The organism is Pseudomonas sp. SED1 (genome assembly GCF_034044025.1).
In the GTDB taxonomy this organism is placed as follows: Bacteria; Pseudomonadota; Gammaproteobacteria; order Pseudomonadales; family Pseudomonadaceae; genus Aquipseudomonas.
The window spans coordinates 1-19,301 of record NZ_JAXCIS010000091.1 but is presented as its reverse complement, the minus strand read 5'-3'; the positions used below and the strand labels follow the sequence as shown (position 1 = coordinate 19,301).

Below are 19,301 nucleotides of genomic sequence, written 5' to 3'. Positions count from 1 at the left end.
ATACAAGCCATCACCCAAATAACGGATATGCCCCCACCTAGCATCCTCCCCCAGCGGCAAAGCCCCGACAGGCACCCCGCATGCCGGTCAGTAGCGAATCATCACCGACTTGAGCTCGGTGTAGTCCTCGATAAAAGCCCCACCAAACTCCCGCCCCACCCCCGAAGACTTGTTGCCCCCAAACGGCACCGCCGGGTCGAGCATCGTGTGCATGTTCACCCACACCGTCCCCGCGTTGATCGCCGGCACCATGCGCAGGGCCTTGCTCAAATCGTTGGTCCAGAGGCTGGCGCTCAGGCCGTACGGCGTGTTGTTCATCAACTCCAGCAGTTCTTCCTCTGTGTCATAAGGGAAAAACGTGGCGATGGGGCCGAAGGTTTCTTCGTTGAGCAGGGTGTCGTTGATCGTGTTGGCGAGAATCACCGTCGGCTCCACGTAGCAACCCGGCCCGTCGATCAGCTTGCCGCCATGGATGATCGTGTTGTGTTCGGCGCGGGCCTTGGCGAAAAACCCTTCGAGTTTCTGTTGGTGCTGACGGTTGGTCACCGGGCCGAACTCGGTGCGTTCGTCCAGCGGCGAACCGATGTTCAACTGGCCCAGGCGCTGCGCCAGCTTGTCCATGATCGGCTCGATCTGCGAGCGATGGGCGAAGAAGCGTTCGGCGGCAGCGCAGATTTGCCCGGAGTGCAGGAAGCCGGCTTCGATGATGCCGTTGACCGCCTTGTCGAGGTCCATATCCCGCAGAAACCCGGCCGAGTTTTTACCGCCCAGTTCCAGGGTCGCCCGGGTCAGCCCCGCGCCCATGGCGCTGCGGCCCACGGCGATGCCGGTGGGCACCGAGCCGGTGAACGAAACCTTGTCGGTGTCCGGATGCTCCACCAGGCCTTTGCCCACATGCCCGCCACCGGTCAACACGTTCAGTACGCCCGCCGGCAGGCCGGCGTCGATGGCGAGTTCGGCGATGCGCAGGATGGTCAGCGGGGTGAACTCGCTGGGCTTGATGATGATGCTGCAACCGGTCACCAGCGCCGAGGCGAGTTTCCAGATGGCGATCATGGTCGAGAAATTCCACGGCACGATGCCCACCACCACGCCCACTGGTTCGCGCAGGGTGAAGGCGGTGTAGCGTTCACCGGCGAAGGAGGGCAGTGACGGGGTGATGGTCTGGCCGCTGATCTTGGTGGCCCAACCGGCGTAGTAACGCAGGAAATGCGCGGCCTGGTCGACCTCAAAGGCCCGGGAAATCTGGATGATCTTGCCCGACTGGCAGGTTTCGATCTGTGCCAGTTCTTCGCGGTGTTGCTCCAGCAGGTCGGCGAGTTTCAGCAGCACATTGCCACGAATGGCTGGTGCGACCTGGGACCATTTCCGGAAGCCACGTCGGGCCGATTCCACGGCCGCGTCGATATCGACAAGGTCGGCATCGGCGACGCGGGCGATCACTTCGCCGTTGGCCGGGTTGATCACCTCCAGGGTTTGGCTGGAGTGGCTCTGGACGTAGCCGCCGTCGATAAACAAGGCATGGTTTCCACGGAGGAAGGCTTGGACTTCAGGCAGCAGCGCAATATCGCTCATGGGAATTTCCTGCTCGCAAAAGCCCGAGGTTAACCAGCGCCGCTGGGCCAGGCTTGTCTGTGCCTGCCGGGCGATATGTCTGTGGCTGCCAGGCCTGTGGAAAGTGCAATCTTGGCTGTGGAAGGTGCATTTTCCGGTGTGATCGCCGGCTCCATACTGGCCCCACATCCAGCGTCGTTCGCTGATTTGGAACGCCAGCCGGACATCCAATAATAAGCAGGGCCGTCCATGAAAAAGCCAAACCCGCTCCTCGAAGACCTCAAGGCGATTCTGCCGACCATCGCTGCCAATGCCTTCCAGGCCGAGCAGGACCGCAAGGTTCCCGACGAGAACATTGCGCTGCTCAAGAGCATCGGCATGCACCGTGCCTTTCAACCCAAACCCTTTGGCGGCATGGAAATCTCCCTGCCGCAATTTGCCGACTGCATCGCCTTGCTCGCCGGCGCCTGTGCCAGCACTGCCTGGGCCATGAGTCTGTTGTGCACCCACAGCCATCAACTGGCGCTGTTTTCCGCGAAGTTGCAGCAGGAAGTCTGGGGCGATAACCCGAACGCCACGGCCAGTAGCAGCATCGCGCCGTTTGGCCGCACTGAAGAAGTTGAAGGTGGCGTGCTGTTCAGCGGTGAAATGGGCTGGAGCAGCGGTTGCGATCACGCCGAGTGGGCGATTGTCGGTTTCCGTCGTAAAAATACCGAAGGTACTCAGGATTACTGCTTTGCGGTGCTGCCGCGCAACGACTATCAGATTCGTGATGACTGGTTCGCCGCCGGCATGAAAGGCAGCGGCACCAAGACCCTGATCATCGACAACGTATTGGTGCCCGAACATCGCATCCAGAAAGCCAAAGACATGATGGAAGGCAAGTCCGCCGGCTTCGGTTTGTACCCCGACAGCAAGATTTTCTACTCGCCGTACCGGCCGTATTTCGCCAGCGGTTTCTCCACCGTCAGCCTGGGGGTGGCCGAGCGCATGCTTGAGGTGTTCCGCGAGAAAACCAAGACCCGCGTACGTGCCTACACCGGCGCGGCGGTGGGTGCGGCGACTCCGGCGTTGATGCGCCTGGCCGAGTCGACGCACCAGGTGGCCGCCGCCCGGGCGTTCCTGGAAAAGACCTGGCAGGAACACGCCGAACACAGCGAACAGCACCGTTACCCGAGCCGCGAGACCCTGGCGTTCTGGCGCACCAATCAGGCGTACGCGACCAAGATGTGCATCCAGGCGGTGGACCGTTTGTTCGAGGCCGCCGGTGGTAATGCGTGGTTCGAGCACAACGAAATGCAGCGGTTGTTCCGCGATTCCCATATGACCGGCGCCCATGCGTACACCGATTACGACGTGTGCGCGCAGATTCTGGGGCGTGAGCTGATGGGGCTTGAGCCTGATCCGAGCATGATTTGAAGCCTCGTGGCGGCCCCTCTGCAGGAGCGAGCTTGCTCGCGAAAAAACCGAGAGCGCCGCGCCCATCCAGGCAACCCACGTCATCGTTAACGACCTTCGCGAGCAAGCTCGCTCCTACAGGGAGCAGCTCGATAATAAGTAATCCGGGAGTCTTGTATGTCTGAGCACAGCGCTACGATCTTCGATCCACGGGCCTTTCGCCGGGCCCTGGGCAACTTTGCCACCGGTGTCACGGTGGTCACCGCCGCTGATGCCAGCGGGCGCAAAGTGGGTGTCACCGCCAACAGCTTCAACTCGGTCTCCCTGGACCCGCCGCTGGTGCTGTGGAGCATCGACAAGCGCTCCAACAGCCATGAGGTGTTCGAGCAGGCCAGCCATTTTGCGGTCAATGTGCTGGCGGCCGACCAGATCCACCTGTCGAATAATTTTGCCCGGCCCAAGGACGATCGCTTCGCCGAAATCGAATTCGAATCGGGCGAAGGCGGCTCGCCGGTTTTCGCCGATTGCTCGGCGCGGTTTCACTGCGAGAAATACCAGCAGGTGGACGGTGGTGATCACTGGATCATGATAGGCAAGGTGGTGGCGTTTGATGATTTTGGGCGTTCGCCGTTGCTCTATCACCAAGGGGCGTATGCGCGGATCGAGGAGCGGCAACCGTAGGGCGAACACCTCTATCGAGGGCTGATGCAGGTTTAATGTGGGAGCGGGCTTGCTCGCGAATGCTGAGTGTCAGCCAATACATCTGGCGACTGACACACCGCTTTCGCGAGCAAGCCCGCTCCCACCTGTGATCTCGGTTGCTCATTGCATCTGTGTTAGAACGGCACGGCCACTGTGACTTGGCTATAGACATTGGTGCCGTTGCCACCCACCTGGTTGCCGCCGTTGCTCTCATCCTTGTTGGGCTTGTACAGCCCCAGCAGCGGCGTGACGATCAGGTGTTCGTTCACCGCCCACTCCGCGTACAGGTCCAGTTCGCGCCCGTCGAGGTTGAGCATGCCGCCCTTGCTCAACGTCTTGTAATCGAAGAACAGCGCGCCGACGGTCACGCTGTCCAGCGGCTTGACCTTCAACGCCACGTGCTGCACCTCAGTATTGGTATTGAACGGCCCCGAATAATTGCCGGCCACTTCGCCCTGCACCCAAGTGCCGTAGCCACGGTTGAAACCCGCGAACATCGCGTCCCAGTTTTTCGAATAGCGGCTGTAGCGGTAGGTCAGGTCCGGCGACCATGGCAGCGCGGCGAAGGTATAACCGCCTTCGGTATACCAGGCCTTTTCCGGGCCGGCGTCCTTGTCCTGCCAGGCGTATTCAAAGGAAAAGTGCGCGTTCTCGATCCCGGCATTGCCGGCACCCCGCAGGCTGTAGAGGTTCATCCCGGCGCGCTGTTTTTGCAGGTTATTGGCGTAACGGTCGTCGACGCTGATGCCATGGATATAGGTCAACCCAACGGTGCCCTGCGCGGCGGTGTAGTCCAGGGTGCCGGCGGCCATTTCGGTGTTGGCCTGGGCGCGGTTGTCGGACTTGATCCACATCACGCTGCCATGCACGCCGTCCTTGCCCCCCAGGCGTAACACGGCGGTTTGATCGAAGGCATGGCGCGCGGCGATGTAGTAGGCGCCGCCCCGGTTGAACTTACCGTCGTCCACGCCCTTGCCGAGGTTCGGGCCGTCGTCATTGATGATGAAGCCGTCGCCGAGCATGATGATCTGGCGGCCGAACGACAGGTCCACACCATCCTTGCCCAGCGCCGGAAACAGCTCCCCCGAGCGCCAACCAGCGAAGGCTTCGTCGAACTTGGTGGTGCGCTCGCTGCCGGTGGTCACGCCGGACGCATCGCCATCACCCCACGTGCCGGAGCTGACCAGGTTAGCCGTGCCATACACGCTGCCCAGGGCGCCGAAGCGCTGGTCAACGCTCAAGCCATACTTGATGAAGCCCTCACGCCAGGTGGAACCGCCGGTGGTGCCGTCATAGTTTTTGCGGCTGTTGAACATCCCGTACACCGCGAGGAAGTTGCCGGTGACCTGGGTGTCGTCATCGGCGTACAGCTCGAACGCCCGGGCCGATGACTCGATGACCATCAGCGCAATGCCCAGGCTCACGGCCTTGTACAGCCGACGGGTTTTTTGTGTGTGCTCCATTGTTATAGTCCCCAGCAGGTTGAGTTGAGGGCGCATTAGTGCGAGCGGGGGCGGGCCAAGTCTTTCCTCTGCGTGCCAGGTAATTGACCCTGGCCGCCAGCGGCGGGACAGTGGCAGGCAGCAACAAAACCGGCGGCAGCCAGGAGCAAGACGATCAGCCAGGGCGGGGCGCAGAGTGCCAATACTTCTAAAAATCCGCTTCTTGAGGATCTGCACCATGTCGATCAACGACCGGCTCACCGAACACTTGAAACGCGGCACGGTGGGCTTTCCCACGGCGCTGGCGAGCACCATTGGCCTGATCATGGCCAGCCCGGTGATCCTCACCGCAACCATGGGGTTTGGCATCGGCGGCAGCGCCTTTGCGGTGGCGATGTTGATCGCGGTGGTGATGATGCTGGCCCAGGCGACCACCTTCGCCGAAGCCGCCTCGATCCTGCCCACCACCGGCTCGGTCTACGACTACATCAACTGCGGCATGGGCCGGTTCTTTGCGATCACTGGCACCTTGTCGGCGTACCTGATCGTGCACGTGTTTGCCGGCACCGCTGAGACGATCCTCTCTGGAGTGATGGCGCTGGTGAATTTCGAACACCTCAACACCCTGGCGGAATCTGCCGGCGGCTCATGGTTGCTGGGGGTGGGTTTCGTGATTGTGTTCGGGGTGCTGAATGCGTTTGGCGTCAGCGCGTTCGGCCGCGCCGAGATCATCCTCACCTTTGGCATGTGGACCACCCTGATGGTGTTTGGCGTGCTGGGCCTGATCGCGGCTCCGGCGGTGCAGTTGGACGGCTGGTTCGGTGAATCCCTGGTGGGCACCGACCTGATCACGATCCTGTCGCTGGTGGGCATGGCGATGTTCATGTTCGTCGGTTGCGAGTTCGTCACGCCGCTGGCGCCGGACCTGCGCAACTCGGCCAAGGTGATGCCCAAAGCGATGGTGCTGGGGCTGTTGGGTGTGGCCACGTGCATGTTCATCTACGGCGCGGCAATGAAGCGCCAGGTGGAGAACGTATTGATCGACGCGGCGGGCGGCGTGCACCTGCTGGATACGCCGATGGCGATCCCGAAATTCGCCGAGCAGGTGATGGGCAGCATCGGCCCGATGTGGCTGGGCATCGGCTTTCTGTTTGCCGGTGCTGCGACCATCAACACCCTGATGGCCGGTGTACCACGGATCCTGTACGGCATGGCGGTCGACGGCGCGTTGCCCAAGGTCTTCACCTACCTTCACCCGCGCTTCAAGACACCGCTGCTGTGCATCCTGGTGGCGATGCTGATTCCGTGCCTGCACGCGTTGTACCTGGGGGGCAATACCGACAACATCATGCACCTGGTATTGGCCGCCGTGTGTGCCTGGAGTTTTGCTTATCTGCTGGTGACGCTGTCGGTGGTGATCCTGCGGATTCGCCGGCCTGATCTGCCTCGTGCCTATCGTTCGCCGTTCTTTCCGCTGCCGCAGATTCTGTCGAGCATCGGCATCCTGCTGGGCATGTGGTTTATCACGCCGCCGGGGATGAACCCTGCTGACATCTACATTCCCTTCGGCGTGATGCTCGGTTGCACGGCGGCGTACGCGCTGTTCTGGACCCTGGTGGTGCAGAAGGTCAATCCATTCAAGCCCGCCTCGGTGGAAGAGGTGTTGGCCAAGGAGTTCGCCCATGAGCCAGGTCAGCCGCACGACGGGTATATCAGCCATGCTGCAAAAACTGTCTGAGCTGTTCAGTGCCCGGCGCGCGCCTGCCGGTTATCGTCCCGGCGTTACGCTGGAACACCTGCGGCGCAACCTTGGCCTCGCCGGTTATGCGGTGTGCGGCCCGACGACGGCCCGGGTCGCCCTGGACGAGCTTGGGTTGCAACTGGAGATCGTCGAGCGCACCGAATCGCAACTGTTGATGCACCTGGTCATGACCGAATTCGTACTGCACGTTCCTGCCTCGCAGCAGGGCACGGCGAGCTTCGAACTGCACCACACCGGGGCCGTCCGACGCACTGGAATCCGCTGTCGGCAGTGCTCTGGAGACAAGGAAGTGTTAGGCGTTCTGCAAGCCGGGTTGCAGGAGGGCAGTGCGTTGCATCGCGCCTTGATGCCGCTGGACTTCAAGCGCCTGCGCATCGACTTGGCGGATCACCAGTGGTGCGTGCGGCTTGAGCATATGGGTGGCAGCGAGGTGGTCAATCGCATGCCGGCGTTCCGGCGCTATATCGCCTTGAGCAGCGATCAACGTGCCTGGCTGCTGGACGCCTTCAGCGGTTTTCAGCGCGCATTACAGGCCCACTGATCGCAGGATTTGGCATCAATAGTGCAAACACCTTGGCAGACACGTACTTGTTGCGCGCATATAGATAACATGTTAACTATTGCCCGACAAAAACAAAAAGCCAAGGTGGAAACTACCATGAGCATGCAACAGATTGGGCAAGACGGGCTGGACCGCTGGACCCGGGATCTGCGCGCGGCTTGCGGTCACTTCGACACAGAACTGGCCTTCAACCGCTCGCTGTTCATCGGCAGCATCAGCACCTTTTCCCGCGGCGGTTTGCCTCTGGCCAACCTGCGCACCAACGCCGGCCGGATCAAACGCCCCAAAGCCCGCGCCGACCACGATAACGACCAACACTGCTTCCTGGTCAGCCAGCGCAGCGGCTACTGCCAAATCACCCAAAACGGCCAGAGCGTGCAACTCGCCCCCGGCGAATTACTCTTGATGGACTCGGTGGGCTCCATCGACATCACCCCGTTCGGGCTGATCGAACATGCCTCACTGTCCTTATCCCGCCAGGAAGTGTGCAAACAGTTCGGCAACCAGCCCAAGACCTTCGGCAAAATCTCCTCAAGCAAAGCCTGCGGGCGCATGTTGCATGTGCTGATGGACCAACTGTGCAAAGACGCGCTCAACGGTGAAGGCGCGGTCGGTGAGGGGCAGGCGTTGCAGTCGGCGTTTGTTTCGCTACTGGGGTCGGCGTTTGAGCAGGAAGATGATGAGCGGGACGATTGTGGCGGGTTGCAAGGCAGCAATCTGCGCAGCTATGTGCAGAAGGTGATTGATGAATCGTTGACCCAGCCAGGATTGAGCCCGATGGGGTTGGCGAGTCGGTTGAACATCTCGGTAAGGCATTTGTATCGGTTGTTTGAGGAGCAGGATGACAGCGTGTGCCGGTATATCCAGCGGGCGCGGTTGAAGCGTAGTGCGGATGATCTGACCAACCCGTTCTTGCGCAGTGAGTCGATTACGTCGATTGCGTATAAGTGGGGATTTACGGATTCGGCGCACTTTAGTCGGTCGTTCAAGAAGCAGTTTGAAGTGTCGCCGAAGGATTTTCGGGCTGGGCGGTTGCAGCAGGTGGGGTGAGTGGCGCTATAGGGCCACTCATTTGTTTGCTCATTCTATTCCCCTTCACGCGTCGCTCCGCTTATTGCCTTGTCGAGCTTTTCTATGACATGTTCAAGCCACAATCGTCCTGATGGCCACTCGTGGGGATAGTGGTAGTAACAGTACTGTTCATAGAGAAGGTTTTTTTGGAGGTCTATCTCTGTATTTTGAACGGCTAAGAGCTCAATGATTTCCTGCCTTACTTGGCATATTGCCTCGGGGTCTGACTCGTTTATAAAAGAGTCAATGACCTCGTCTGCAGAGTCGTGATCGTAGACCCAGTCCTGGTTGAAGTAGCCACCAAAAAACTGTTGCAACGCTGTTAATGCAGTGCTCATGGTATTGGGTAGCCTGTCAGTATCAGATAGCCATCGGGCATTGTTTGATCTCTTTTTAAAACCAGTAATAACTTGTAGACCGGGATGGTCTGGCTTGAACCTCTTATGAGGCTTAATCCTACGGGATTTTGATGTCTGTCTCGAATAATAAGTTTGTTAGTACTCCCGCTTAGGAATGTATGTATTTGTTGATTATGAGATGCCAGGCTCCTAGATACGACTGACTCGGCAGTCGTTAGATTCTGAAACGTAGATGCAGCTGGAATATTTGGCTCTGCTACAAGCCTTGAAGCTAACTGCGCCGTTGTCTGACCGACGTGCTTTTCAATTAGATGACCCCCAGCTGCTTCATGCGCGGCTAATCCCCCTCCAGGGACTTTGCTAACTGCTGTGTTATTTGTTGAGCCCGGGCACTGCCCAGGCGTACAAACTAATCCCAACGGATCCACCCACCCCGTCGGGTTGGGCACGTACTGGTATCCGTTCAGCCCACCCGCCAGCTTCACGGGATCAGGCGTCAGGTAGCGGCCAATGTCCGGATTGTAGTAGCGATTACGGTTGTAGTGCAGTCCGCTTTCCGGGTCGAAGTATTGGCCCTGGAAGCGCAGCGGGTTGGTGATGGTGTTGACGTCGAGCTTGGCGATTTGGCCGTAGGCGCGGTAGTGGGCGGACCAGACGATTTCGCCGTCGGGCGCGGTGAGTTCCTGTGGGGTGCCGAGGTGGTCAAGTTGGTAGTGGAAGGGTTTTACGTCTTCCGGGCCATAGCCTTTGAGCAGTGCTAACGGGCGAAAACTGTTGGGTTCGTAGAGGTAGCTCTGGTGGTGATCGGCGCTGTGTTCGGCGATCAGCGTGTCGCCTTGCCAGAAAAATTCGGTGGTCTGGCCATTTAGGGTTTTGGCGATACGGCGGCCAAACGGGTCGTAGCGGTAGCTGGCCTGTGTGCCGTCCGGTTGGGTGACGCTGATCAGTCGGTGCTGGCAGTCGTAGCGGTATTCGGTAACCAACTGCTGCGCCCGGCCTCGACGTTCGCGCAGGAGATTGCCGAAGGCGTCGTAGTCGTAATGACGGTCGCCCTGCATCAAGAGGCGGTTGCCTTTGACGACGTTCGGGTCGACGCGGTCTTGCATCAGCAGGTTGCCGGCGGGGTCGTGGACGAAGCGTTCCTGCAGGTCGTGCGAGTGGTTGGCGCGGGTCAGGCGGTCGAGTGGGTCGTAGTGGTAGTCGTGCTGACCTTTACGGGTGTCGAGGATGCGGGTCAGGTTGCCGCGTTTGTCGTAGTCGTATTGGCGGCGCTGGTGGCGTTGTTCCTGTTGAGTGATGGCGTGGGCGTGCAGGCGGCCCTGGTCGTCGTAGTGGTAGTGGCTGAGGAGCTGGCCTTGCTGGCGCTGGTGTTCGCGGCCGGACTTGAACAGGTGCGAGGTGAGCAGGTCGCCGTTGAGTTCGACGGTGGCGAGGTCGCCGCCTTTTTCGTGGTGGAAAGCGAGGCGGTTGTTATCGGGCAGGCGCAGGTAGTTGAGTTGCCCGCATTCGTCGTAGCGGTAGCGCAGCGTCCCCCAGCCCTGGTGCTCGGCAGTGAGGCGGTTTTGCAGGTCGTATTCGTAATGGAGCGGCCAGTGGCCGTCGTCGACGCTGAGAAGGTTGCCGAGGCGGTCGTAGGCGTAATCAACCGTGCTGCTGTCGGGCAGGGTTTTTCTTACGAGGCGACCGGCGCTGTCTCGCTGATAACCGGTAACCAGCTGACTGCCATCGTCGCCGTATTCGGTCTTTTCCAGCAGGCGCCCGGCGAGATCGTAGACGTAGGCGGTGCGGCGGCCATCAAACCCGGTTTCCTGCTGTATCAGGCCGTTGGCGTGGTACTCAAGCCGGTAGGTTTCCCCAACCTCATTTTCGATCTCGGTGAGTAACAACCGAACATTGTCATAGCGGTATTTGAGCTGCGTGCCGTCCGGATTAATCCGACGGCTGATCAGGTGTAGGCCGTCGGCATACTCATAGCGAGTAACCCGACCCAGCTCATCACGCTCGGCAGTGATTTTTCCGTACGGGTTGTAGCTGAATTCGCGCGTGGCGCCGCCCGGCTGAATCACTTTCAGCAAGCGGCCCACGGCGTCCCACTGATACAGGGTCAGCGCGCCATGCTCATCCTCGCAAGCCACCTGTCGCCCCAGGTCGTCATAGCGATAACGCCGCATTCCACCATTCGCCAGCTTCTCTTCGGTGAGCTGGCCACGCTCATTCCAGATCAGCCGCTGGCTGCTGTTATCCGGATACCAGACGCCGGTGAGCTTTCCGTGTTGGGTGTAGGTGTATTCGGTGTAGTTACCGTCCGGATCAGTCTTACGGGTGATATCGCCTTGATCGTTACGCTGGTATTTCCACACCGCGTCACCACGACGTACAACCCTTACGAACCCGTTGTCATGCTCGTAGGACGTGGGTGCATCGTCACCGGGAAACAGCGCAATCAACCGACCGGCTTCGTCGTACTGATAAGCCGTCACCGCTCCCAGCGGGTCCTGCTCGACCGTCAGCCGGCCTTTTTCATCGTAGGATTTGAAGTGCTGCGCGCCGTCCGGATCGATCCGCTGCACCAGCCGAGCGCGCTGGTCATGAACGTAGACTTCCTGGCTGCCATCGGCGTTGTGCACGGTGACGGTGCCGTTGTCGTCCCACACATACCGCGTGTCCATCTGGGAAAAACTGGCCCAGTGGCGGACACACCTTGCCGCCTTGCCAGACCTTTCCCACTCCCAAAAGAAACTCGCCCCACCGGCCAGTTCCCGCTCCAGGATCACCTGCTGATCGTCGTACCGATAACGTTCGTTTTCGCCGACAGCGTTGGTCGCTTCGATCAACCGCCAGGCATCGTCGTACTTGTAGGCAACAACGTTCTGCTCGGTTATCCAGCCAAGTTCCCGCTGCACCTGATAGTCGACCGCGACGATATGCCCGCGGTCATACCGCAGCAGCAATCCCTGGCCAACGTGGTTATCGATCCGCTGAATCCGTCCTGAATAGTCGCGGGCAATGCGCAGCCGGTTGTCGTACGCATCGCTGATCGACGTCAGCACACCGTTGCGGAAGTGGTAGAAAAGCGACGCCTGAGCCAGCACCAGTTCATCGGGTAACGAGCCCAGATAAATCGACGCTTCCGCCAGGCTATTGGTGATGGCTGGCCGCGCAGCAGAGGGCAGGGGAAAGGTGGTGCTGCGGTTCTCGTGATCGGTCCAAATCACCGACTCGCCAACCACGCAAAGCCGCTGAGCCAGCGAATGACTCCAGCCAAACCCCAACCCGCAATCCACTTCCACGGCACTACTGCGATACAACCGCGTCCAGGCAAACGGCAGCACACCCTCCAACGAGCCGTCAGTGAGAGTCAGCAGCTCCTCACCGGTAACCATCGAAACCGGGCAGCCATCGGTACAGGTATTCGCCGAACAAACCGAAGCATCCCCGTTGGGGTTTTTCGCAGAAGCAGGGACATCATCCACGGGCTCCTGCTTCACCAGCGCTGTTCGCGCCGTCTTGGGCTCCCGCACCATCGGTGCCGGGTTCGAAATTTCCTCCACGCCAGCCTTCAACGGCACCGCCGCCGCCTTCACCGGCACTGCATGACTCTGAAGTGATAACGGCTTAAGTACCTCCGCATGCCCATCCAGCGGGGCCGTACCACCCAGCTTGGCAATCTGCTCCAACCACTCCCGTGCCTGCTCGGACTTGACCTTGCCCAGCACCTGCGCACCCAAGCGCACCGCCACACCCATGCCACCGGTAGCCCATAGCAACAGCAGGTTGAGCAGCACCTCGGTGGTGATTTCCCCGAGCAACTCAAGCATGTAATGCGGTGGCAGCATGCGCATCCAACTGACCATTGCGGACAGGTAGATGAACAGCAACGGTTCATCACTCAGGATCAGCAACCCTTTGGCAATCGCCTCATTACTGAGCTGCAGCAGCGCTCCAAGCTCGGCCTGGGAGAGGTACTGCAGCAGCTTTTCGCTGTTGGGCTTGATATCTGCCAGCCACTGGTACAGTTGCGCAATACCGTCCCACAGACCGTAAAGCACGTTGCCAAAGCCTTGCGCGTACGCCTGTTGCAGCGAGGTGTACCGATCGACAAAGTCAGCCTTGGAATAGCTCTCCCATATCGGCTTGAATGTGCTCGTCCACTCGTCACGCAAGCGGCCTTCCAGCGAGCTGATCTCGGACTGATAGGAGGCATACAGCGCCTTGACGTGGTCCTTGGAAACGTTGGGGTAAAAGCTGACCCGGTACTGCCGGTCGACGGTGCACTCGGTGACTTCGAGAATGCCGCTGGGGCCGATGGTTTTATGGATGGGGTCGCCGAGGAGGCCACCGTCTTGCGCGACTTCCTGCAGCACCACCGGCGTATTGCCGATGGGCACGAACCGCGTGCTCTGGAACATATGCACCAGCTTCAACGATGCGTTGGCCTTGCAGGTCGCGACGGTGCTGCTGGGATACAGGGAACGGGTGATGGGTGCGACCAGCGAAACCTCATCCCCCACCCTGAACACCTGCTCGACGTCCAGTGCCGAGAAGCTCCAGAAGCTCTCGGCCCAGGCGTCGTAGGTGTTCAGGCAGTGTGTGAAGTCGTTGAGAACCCCATCGACGTCGCACGTCTTCGGGTCCATCGCTGCCACGACCAGAAAGCCTATGGCGGGAATCAAGAGACAGCCCCATCGGGCAGGGCATTAATCGGAAAAGACATCGGCGTTCCCTCGCACTGTGTGATCAGGCGAGGGACTTTGCAGCGGTTCTCAAGGCGAGGGAGTAGAGGTTATCCGGCCGTTCGGTAGGACGTTTCGTTAAACCTCCGGCAAGGTCGAGCCGCCATCCACCACCAGCGTTTGCCCGGTGATGTAACCCGCCAGGTCCGATGCCAGAAACAGCATCGCCCCGGCAATATCCGCTGGCGCACCCAACCGTCCCAGCGGCACCCGGCTGGCGATCTGTGCGTTCACCTGGTCATCCCCCAGATTGCCCATGGCGGGCGTGGCGATCATGCCGGGTTCCACCCCGTTGACTCGCACATTCAGAGCGGCCAGCTCCAGCGCGGCATTGCGAATGAACCCGTTGACCCCGGCCTTCGACGCCGCATAGTGGCTCAAACCCGGAAATGCCACCCTCGGCCCAGTGACTGAAGATGTGACCAGCACGCAGCCCCGACCCTGACGGCGGAACATGGGCAACGCCGCCTGGGTCAGCCAGAACAACGCCGAGAGATTGACCGCCAAGGTGCGGTCGAGCATCGCCGGAGTGATTTCGGCAAAGGGCGTCAGCGGAAAATACCCGGCGTTATGCACCAGAATATCTAGCCGCCCCCAACTTTGTTCCACCCCGGCAATCAGCGCGAAAACCGCAGCCGCATCCGCCAGATCCACCGTCACCGCTTCCACCTGGAAGCCGCGCCCGCACAGCGCCAGCGCGAGTGTCTCTGCCAGTTGCAGGTCGGCGATCATCACCCGTGCACCCCGCAGGGCAAACGCCTCGACGATGGCCCGACCAATCCCTTGGGCGCCACCCGTTACCAATACGGTGCGACCAGTGAAATCCAGGTCCTCATTCATGACGCTGCTCCATACGCGCGTAGGCCAGCGTCGGCACATCGACGATGCTTGAGCCCCCATCCGCTACCAGCGTCGCCCCGGTCATGATCGACGCTTCACTGGACGCCAGGAAGCGGCACACCCTGGCGATTTCTTCAGCGCTGGCGGGGCGTCGCAACGGCACGTCGGCGCACACCCGGTCGTAGGCGTGTTGCAGTGTTTCGCCATGAAAATCCATCAACGGCTGCATTTCTTCATCCGCCATCGGCGTGCGCACCCAGCCCGGGCATACCGCGTTCACCCGCACCCCGCGCGGGCCGTAATCACGGGCCAGCGAACGGTTGAGCCCAAGCAATGCATGTTTGGCTGTGGTGTAGCCGCACACTTCGGGCCCGGCGGCCAGTGAGGCAATCGAACCCATCAGCACGATGTTCCCGCCACTCTCCAGCAGCAGCGGCAAACACGCTCGAGCACTGTAGAAAGCGCTGTCGAGGTTGCTGCGCAGCGCCGCTTCCCAGGTCTGCGGGCTGGTGTTGGTGGCGCTGCCCATGCCATGGCCGCCCGCGCAGGCCAGCAGCACGTCGATCCGCCCGAAGCGCTGGCGAATCTGCTCCACAAAGCCCGCCCACGTGACAGGGCAGGCCGCATCACCCACCAGCACCAAACCTCCGGTTTCCCGCGCGACCTGCTCCAGCGGCTCGCGACGACGGCCGATCAGCACCACATGCGCACCCTCGGCGGCGTACAGCCGGGCGCACGCGGCACCGATGCCCGTGCCGGCCCCGGTGATCACAATCGTGCGCGGCTCAGTCATCGGGATGCTCCGTGCGGTTGAGTACCTGGCAGTAGGAGCTGATGGGGAAGTTCGACAGCTCATCGAAAGCCGCCCCGGCATAGCCGAAGATCTTGCCGTCGCTGCGGTGCTGTTGCAGGTCGATCAGCACCAGGCCAAGGGTGGGGATGATTTTTTCGCGCCAGACGAACAGGTACAACTGGTCGGCGATCTTGTAGTAATGGCAGCGGTCTGTGTCGCACAGGCCTTGCTCGACGCCCTTGAGGCATTGCCAGGCGTAGAACTGGTGGTTGAGGTAGATGTGCTCGTAGACCTCGCTCGGGCTGTAGCGGTACTGGTTGCGCAGGCCGGTCAGTTCGGTGGTGGGCGCGTGGGGGCAGTGGCCGGCTTGCCAGGGGCGGTCGAGGCTGCCGTGGAGGAATTCCACTTCCACCGAGGTCAGCGGCTTGCCGGCCAGGGCGCGGCTGTAAAGGCCTTCGCGGGTTTGTTCCTGGGTGGGCATGCGCCCGAGCACGGCGGTGAACGAGGCGCTGGCGGTGTCGAGCACCAGGCTGACCGACCAGGCTTGGGCGCCTTCGTGCTTGATGAAATCCACCAGGTACAAGCCGGGGCGCACCGAGGTCGCGCGGTAGGTTGCGCTGCCGCTGGAGTGACCGTCGGCCGCGACCCAGGACAGGCTATCGCGCTCGAAACGGTGCTCGATCTGCCAGCCATTGGCGAAGTGCAGCGTGAAGGTCTTGCCGCTCAGGTCTGCCAGGTTCGGCAGGATAAACGCCTGGGGGGCGAAGCCGTCGGCCAGGGCGCCCACGGTGATCCAGTCAGAAGGTGTGGTCATTTGCGATGCTCCGGTTGAGTGGGTGAACACCACGGATCATCGCGCTCGGGAGCAGGCCCGGGTATCAACCGGATGGTTGAGGCGGGCTACAGAAACAGGCTGCCCACCAGCTCGGTGCGGCTGCTGACGCCGGTCTTGCGAAACAGGTTGATCAGGTGGGTCTTGATGGTGGGCAGGCCGACTTCCAGCTCCCGGGCCAGCTGTTTGTTGCTGGCGCCCTGGCGCAACAACAGGGCGATCTGGCGCTCCTTGGGCGTGAGGTCGGCCAGTGCATCTTCAGCGGGTTGCATATTGGCCACGGCCAGTTGCAGCAAGGTTTGCAGGGCGTTGAGTTGGGCCAGTTGCTCGCCGGTGAAGGCGCCCTGGTCGGCGGTGCGCAGCAACGAAATCGCCGCCTGGGGCTGGCCGCCACGCTGGGCGAGGATTTCCACCACATCCACCACGCCATAGCGCCGCAGAAAATCCCCATAGCGCCGAGTATCCCGCACCGGCTGGCGGGCCATGGCAAAACCCAGCGGCACCACCGCCAAGCCACTGGACAGGCAGTTGCGTGGTTGCAACGGGTCGAATTGGCGGTAGTTGTCCAGGTAGTCGCGGTGCATCTCGCCGCTCATGCCGTGCAACTGGAAATCCCGGGCTTGCAGGTGGCGGTCGACACAGTAGAACGCGGCCTGGCTGACCGGAATCAAGCGGGTGAAAGCCTGCAGGCACTGGCCGGCGACTTCGTGGGCGGGGAGGGCGTGCATGGTAGGTCACCTGCGGCAAAAGGCTGCCGACGGGTGCCGGCAGCCGGGGCTATCACACCACGGCGAAGTAGTGTTTGACGAAACTTTCGCTGACCACTTCCCACAGCACGGGAGTGCCCTTGGTCACGAACCAGCTGTCGCCGGCCTTGTAGCGGGTGCTCTGGCCGGTGGATTCATCGGTGAGTACCACCTCGCCGGTGACCACGGTGGCTTGTTCGGCGAAGGGATAGACCATGCGGAATTTGCCCTGGGTGGTGCCGAAATAGGCGCTGCTGACCGGGTCGGTGGGGGCACCGAAGGTCATTTTGCCGAAGGCTCGGACTTCGCCTTCGAGGATGGTCGAACCGAGATCGGCGACGGTGCCCCAGGCGTCGAGTTCGGATAGCTGGATGTCTTTCTTGAGGGTAACGAGGGTCATGGCAGTTGCTCCTGATGAGAAAAAATTAGCGATCAACTGTAGGAGCGAGCTTGCTCGCGAAGGTCGTCAACGATGACGTTGGCGTCCTGGATGAACGCGGTGCCCTCGGGTTTTTCGCGAGCAAGCTCGCTCCTACAGGTGTCAGGTGTCAGGTGTCAGGTGTCAGGTGTCAGGAATCGGGCTTTAGCGGCGGCCGTTCCAATAACCGGAAAGCTGGTGCCAGGACTTGCCGGCGGTGAGCAGCAGTGGGCGAATCGCGTCTTTGCCGATGATGGTCGGGCGATGGATCGAGCTGACCAGGTCATACCGCGCCGAGCCTTCGCTCATGCCTTCGGCCAGCACCTTGCAGATGATGTGGCTCGGCGTCACGCCGAAGCCTGAATAGCCCTGCACATAGAACGCGTTGCTGCGCCCGGGCAGGGTGCCGATCTGCGGGAACAGGTTCGGGCTGCAGGCCATCGGGCCGCCCCAGGCCAGGTCGATCTTCACGTCCTTGAGGTACGGGAAGATCTTCAGCATCAGGTTGCGGTTCCAGGCTTTCAAATCGCCGGGAATGTGCTCCACCAACGGCGTGGCGGCCCCGAACAGCAGACGGTTTTCGTTGGTGACGCGGTAGTAGTCGATCACCGGGCGAATGTCGCTGTAGGCCCCGCGAATCGGGCTGATGCGGTTGATCAGTTCTTCGGACAACGGCTCGGTCATCATCTGGAACGCATAGGTGTTGATGGTCGAGCGGTGCAGTTCCGGTTCCAGTTTGTTGAGGAAACTGTCGCAGGCCCACAACAGCTTGCTGGCCTTGACCGAACCGCGGCCGGTGCGCACGGTGATGCGTTCGCCGTAGCTGACTTCCAATGCCGGGCTGTTCTCGAAAATCTGCACGCCGTGGCCGGCCAAGGCCTTGGCCTCGCCCAGCAGCAGGTTCAACGAGTGCACATGCCCGCCGCCCATGTGCAGCAGGGCGCTGCTGTAGGCGTCGGAGCCGATGATCTGCTTCACGTCGGAACCGCCGAGGAAGCGGATCTCGTGTTGGGTGTTGATGGACTTGAAGTCTTTTTCCCAGGCGCGCAGGGTCTTTTCCTGGCGGGCGTTGAAGCCCATGTAGCCGTAGCCATGGCAGAAGTCGGCATCGATGTCGTACTTGGCGATGCGGTTCTTGATGATGTCGGCGCCCAGGTCGCTGATCTCGAAGATCTGGCGCAGGCCGTCTTCACCCACGTCCTTTTTGATCTTTTCCAGGTCGTGGCCGATGCCGGCCATGATCTGCCCGCCGTTGCGCCCGGTGCCGCCGAAACCCAGGTAACGCGCTTCCAGCACGACGATGTTGGTGATGCCTTTTTCGGCGAGTTCCAGGGCGGTGTTGATCCCGGAAAAGCCACCGCCGATGATCACCACGTCGGCTTCCACGTCCTGTTCCAGGGTGGGGAAGCTGAGGTTGTATTTCTTGGTCGCCGTGTAATAGGTCGGCGTTTCGATATTGATCATTGCGCTGCCTGACAGTGAAGAGCTAATGAATGTATTAAGGGCGTTGGCGCGCTGGATGTCTTGATTCTGTGTGCCGGGCTTTTTGATCCAGCGCGCCAGAGCCTTCGCCGGCTTCACAAGTTATAGCGTGAGGCGGGGAGGAGAGTGTTAGAGTTTCGTTAAAACATTAACTAAATCTACCGTGACCCTGAGCCTATGTTGAAACCCAGACAATCCCTGACCTTGACCCTGTTGCAGGCCCGCGAAGCGGCCATGAGTTTTTTTCGGCCGTCGCTGAATGAACATGGGCTGACCGAGCAGCAGTGGCGAGTTATTCGAATTCTCAGCCAGCATGACGAGCTGGAGATTTACCAACTGGCGGAACTGGCGTGCATTCTCAAACCGAGCATGACCGGCGTGCTGGTGCGTATGGAGGCGGCGGGCATGGTGCACCGGCGCAAGGCCGAGCAGGATCAGCGGCGGGTGCTGGTGACGCTGGCGGAGAAGGGCAAGGCCAGTTTCGAGTCGATGAGCCAGTGCATGGAGGAGAATTACCAGCGGTTGCAGGAGCAGTTTGGGGAGGAGAAGTTGCAGGTGTTGTTGGGGTTGTTGGATGAGTTGAAGACCATCAAACGCTGACACACCG

The 19,301-nt window shown here is 60.8% G+C and carries 15 protein-coding genes and 1 pseudogene; 6 read left to right on the top strand and 10 right to left on the bottom strand.

What is annotated here, in order from left to right:
• Nucleotides 1–87: 87 nt before the first annotated feature.
• Nucleotides 88–1,575: an aldehyde dehydrogenase family protein gene (locus SNL23_RS12015; RefSeq protein WP_318302349.1), complete on the bottom strand. Its 1,488-nt coding sequence runs from the start codon at nucleotides 1,573–1,575 to the stop codon at nucleotides 88–90.
• A 228-nt stretch (nucleotides 1,576–1,803) separates the two neighbouring features.
• On the opposite strand from SNL23_RS12015, the gene SNL23_RS12010 reads away from it, so the two are divergent.
• Both SNL23_RS12010 and SNL23_RS12005 read left to right on the top strand, forming a co-directional pair.
• Nucleotides 1,804–2,973, top strand: coding sequence for a p-hydroxyphenylacetate 3-hydroxylase oxygenase component (locus SNL23_RS12010; protein WP_318302348.1), 1,170 nt, complete (start codon nucleotides 1,804–1,806; stop codon nucleotides 2,971–2,973).
• A gap of 156 nt (nucleotides 2,974–3,129) precedes the next feature.
• Nucleotides 3,130–3,615 (top strand): annotated as a pseudogene (locus tag SNL23_RS12005) (flavin reductase family protein); the annotation flags it as partial.
• A 173-nt stretch (nucleotides 3,616–3,788) separates the two neighbouring features.
• On the opposite strand, the gene SNL23_RS12000 reads toward SNL23_RS12005, so the two are convergent.
• Entirely contained in the window at nucleotides 3,789–5,117 is a 1,329-nt protein-coding gene (locus SNL23_RS12000; protein WP_318302347.1) for a hypothetical protein, read from the bottom strand.
• Nucleotides 5,118–5,334: 217 nt separating this feature from the next.
• On the opposite strand from SNL23_RS12000, the gene SNL23_RS11995 reads away from it, so the two are divergent.
• From SNL23_RS11995 to feaR, 3 genes are all read left to right on the top strand, one after another.
• Nucleotides 5,335–6,834: an APC family permease gene (locus tag SNL23_RS11995; RefSeq protein WP_318302346.1), complete on the top strand. Its 1,500-nt coding sequence runs from the start codon at nucleotides 5,335–5,337 to the stop codon at nucleotides 6,832–6,834.
• Nucleotides 6,815–7,399, top strand: coding sequence for a DUF3156 family protein (locus tag SNL23_RS11990; RefSeq protein WP_318302351.1), 585 nt, complete (start codon nucleotides 6,815–6,817; stop codon nucleotides 7,397–7,399). Before SNL23_RS11995 ends, SNL23_RS11990 begins: the two co-directional genes overlap by 20 nt.
• Nucleotides 7,400–7,516: 117 nt before the next feature.
• Nucleotides 7,517–8,470 carry a transcriptional regulator FeaR gene (gene feaR, locus SNL23_RS11985; protein WP_318302345.1) on the top strand — a complete coding sequence of 318 codons (954 nt, stop codon included), beginning with the start codon at nucleotides 7,517–7,519 and terminating at the stop codon, nucleotides 8,468–8,470.
• Between the two features lie 35 nt (nucleotides 8,471–8,505).
• On the opposite strand, the gene SNL23_RS11980 is transcribed toward feaR, so the two are convergent.
• The 8 genes from SNL23_RS11980 to SNL23_RS11945 all read right to left on the bottom strand — a co-directional run bounded on the left by SNL23_RS11980 (nucleotide 8,506) and on the right by SNL23_RS11945 (nucleotide 18,676).
• Nucleotides 8,506–8,829, bottom strand: coding sequence for a contact-dependent growth inhibition system immunity protein (locus SNL23_RS11980; protein WP_167665032.1), 324 nt, complete (start codon nucleotides 8,827–8,829; stop codon nucleotides 8,506–8,508).
• Nucleotides 8,826–13,487 (bottom strand): RNase A-like domain-containing protein, encoded by a 4,662-nt coding sequence (locus SNL23_RS11975; RefSeq protein ID WP_318302350.1) that lies wholly within the window; start codon nucleotides 13,485–13,487, stop codon nucleotides 8,826–8,828. Before SNL23_RS11975 ends, SNL23_RS11980 begins: the two co-directional genes overlap by 4 nt.
• 174 nt (nucleotides 13,488–13,661) lie before the next feature.
• On the bottom strand, nucleotides 13,662–14,423 hold the full coding sequence (locus SNL23_RS11970; RefSeq protein ID WP_318302344.1) for an SDR family oxidoreductase: 762 nt from the start codon (nucleotides 14,421–14,423) through the stop codon (nucleotides 13,662–13,664).
• Entirely contained in the window at nucleotides 14,416–15,216 is an 801-nt protein-coding gene (locus SNL23_RS11965; RefSeq protein WP_318302343.1) for an SDR family NAD(P)-dependent oxidoreductase, read from the bottom strand. Before SNL23_RS11965 ends, SNL23_RS11970 begins: the two co-directional genes overlap by 8 nt.
• Nucleotides 15,209–16,030, bottom strand: coding sequence for a molybdenum cofactor biosynthesis F family protein (locus SNL23_RS11960; protein ID WP_318302342.1), 822 nt, complete (start codon nucleotides 16,028–16,030; stop codon nucleotides 15,209–15,211). The genes SNL23_RS11965 and SNL23_RS11960 overlap by 8 nt, the downstream gene beginning before the upstream one ends.
• 86 nt (nucleotides 16,031–16,116) lie before the next feature.
• Nucleotides 16,117–16,776 carry a helix-turn-helix transcriptional regulator gene (locus SNL23_RS11955; RefSeq protein WP_318302341.1) on the bottom strand — a complete coding sequence of 220 codons (660 nt, stop codon included), beginning with the start codon at nucleotides 16,774–16,776 and terminating at the stop codon, nucleotides 16,117–16,119.
• 52 nt (nucleotides 16,777–16,828) lie between these two features.
• Nucleotides 16,829–17,194: a cupin domain-containing protein gene (locus tag SNL23_RS11950; RefSeq protein ID WP_003209872.1), complete on the bottom strand. Its 366-nt coding sequence runs from the start codon at nucleotides 17,192–17,194 to the stop codon at nucleotides 16,829–16,831.
• Between the two features lie 183 nt (nucleotides 17,195–17,377).
• On the bottom strand, nucleotides 17,378–18,676 hold the full coding sequence (locus SNL23_RS11945; protein ID WP_076016037.1) for an NAD(P)/FAD-dependent oxidoreductase: 1,299 nt from the start codon (nucleotides 18,674–18,676) through the stop codon (nucleotides 17,378–17,380).
• 195 nt (nucleotides 18,677–18,871) lie between these two features.
• Here SNL23_RS11945 and hpaR point away from each other — a divergent pair, with 195 nt between their 5' ends.
• Nucleotides 18,872–19,294, top strand: a complete 423-nt coding sequence (gene hpaR / locus SNL23_RS11940) for a homoprotocatechuate degradation operon regulator HpaR (RefSeq protein WP_003209875.1) — start codon at nucleotides 18,872–18,874, stop codon at nucleotides 19,292–19,294.
• Nucleotides 19,295–19,301: the final 7 nt, after the last annotated feature.

Bases quoted from the DNA above. Each gene is read 5' to 3' on its own strand.
- SNL23_RS12015 (WP_318302349.1), bottom strand. From the start codon at position 1,575: ATGAGCGATATTGCGCTGCTGCCTGAAGTCCAAGCCTTCCTCCGTGGA.
- SNL23_RS11995 (WP_318302346.1), top strand. From the start codon at position 5,335: ATGTCGATCAACGACCGGCTCACCGAACACTTGAAACGCGGCACGGTG.
- SNL23_RS11980 (WP_167665032.1), bottom strand. From the start codon at position 8,829: ATGAGCACTGCATTAACAGCGTTGCAACAGTTTTTTGGTGGCTACTTC.
- SNL23_RS11970 (WP_318302344.1), bottom strand. From the start codon at position 14,423: ATGAATGAGGACCTGGATTTCACTGGTCGCACCGTATTGGTAACGGGT.
- hpaR (WP_003209875.1), top strand. From the start codon at position 18,872: ATGTTGAAACCCAGACAATCCCTGACCTTGACCCTGTTGCAGGCCCGC.
- SNL23_RS12010 (WP_318302348.1), top strand. From the start codon at position 1,804: ATGAAAAAGCCAAACCCGCTCCTCGAAGACCTCAAGGCGATTCTGCCG.
- SNL23_RS12000 (WP_318302347.1), bottom strand. From the start codon at position 5,117: ATGGAGCACACACAAAAAACCCGTCGGCTGTACAAGGCCGTGAGCCTG.
- SNL23_RS11950 (WP_003209872.1), bottom strand. From the start codon at position 17,194: ATGACCCTCGTTACCCTCAAGAAAGACATCCAGCTATCCGAACTCGAC.
- SNL23_RS11975 (WP_318302350.1), bottom strand. From the start codon at position 13,487: ATGGACCCGAAGACGTGCGACGTCGATGGGGTTCTCAACGACTTCACA.
- SNL23_RS11945 (WP_076016037.1), bottom strand. From the start codon at position 18,676: ATGATCAATATCGAAACGCCGACCTATTACACGGCGACCAAGAAATAC.
- SNL23_RS11990 (WP_318302351.1), top strand. From the start codon at position 6,815: ATGCTGCAAAAACTGTCTGAGCTGTTCAGTGCCCGGCGCGCGCCTGCC.
- SNL23_RS11965 (WP_318302343.1), bottom strand. From the start codon at position 15,216: ATGACTGAGCCGCGCACGATTGTGATCACCGGGGCCGGCACGGGCATC.
- feaR (WP_318302345.1), top strand. From the start codon at position 7,517: ATGAGCATGCAACAGATTGGGCAAGACGGGCTGGACCGCTGGACCCGG.
- SNL23_RS11960 (WP_318302342.1), bottom strand. From the start codon at position 16,030: ATGACCACACCTTCTGACTGGATCACCGTGGGCGCCCTGGCCGACGGC.
- SNL23_RS11955 (WP_318302341.1), bottom strand. From the start codon at position 16,776: ATGCACGCCCTCCCCGCCCACGAAGTCGCCGGCCAGTGCCTGCAGGCT.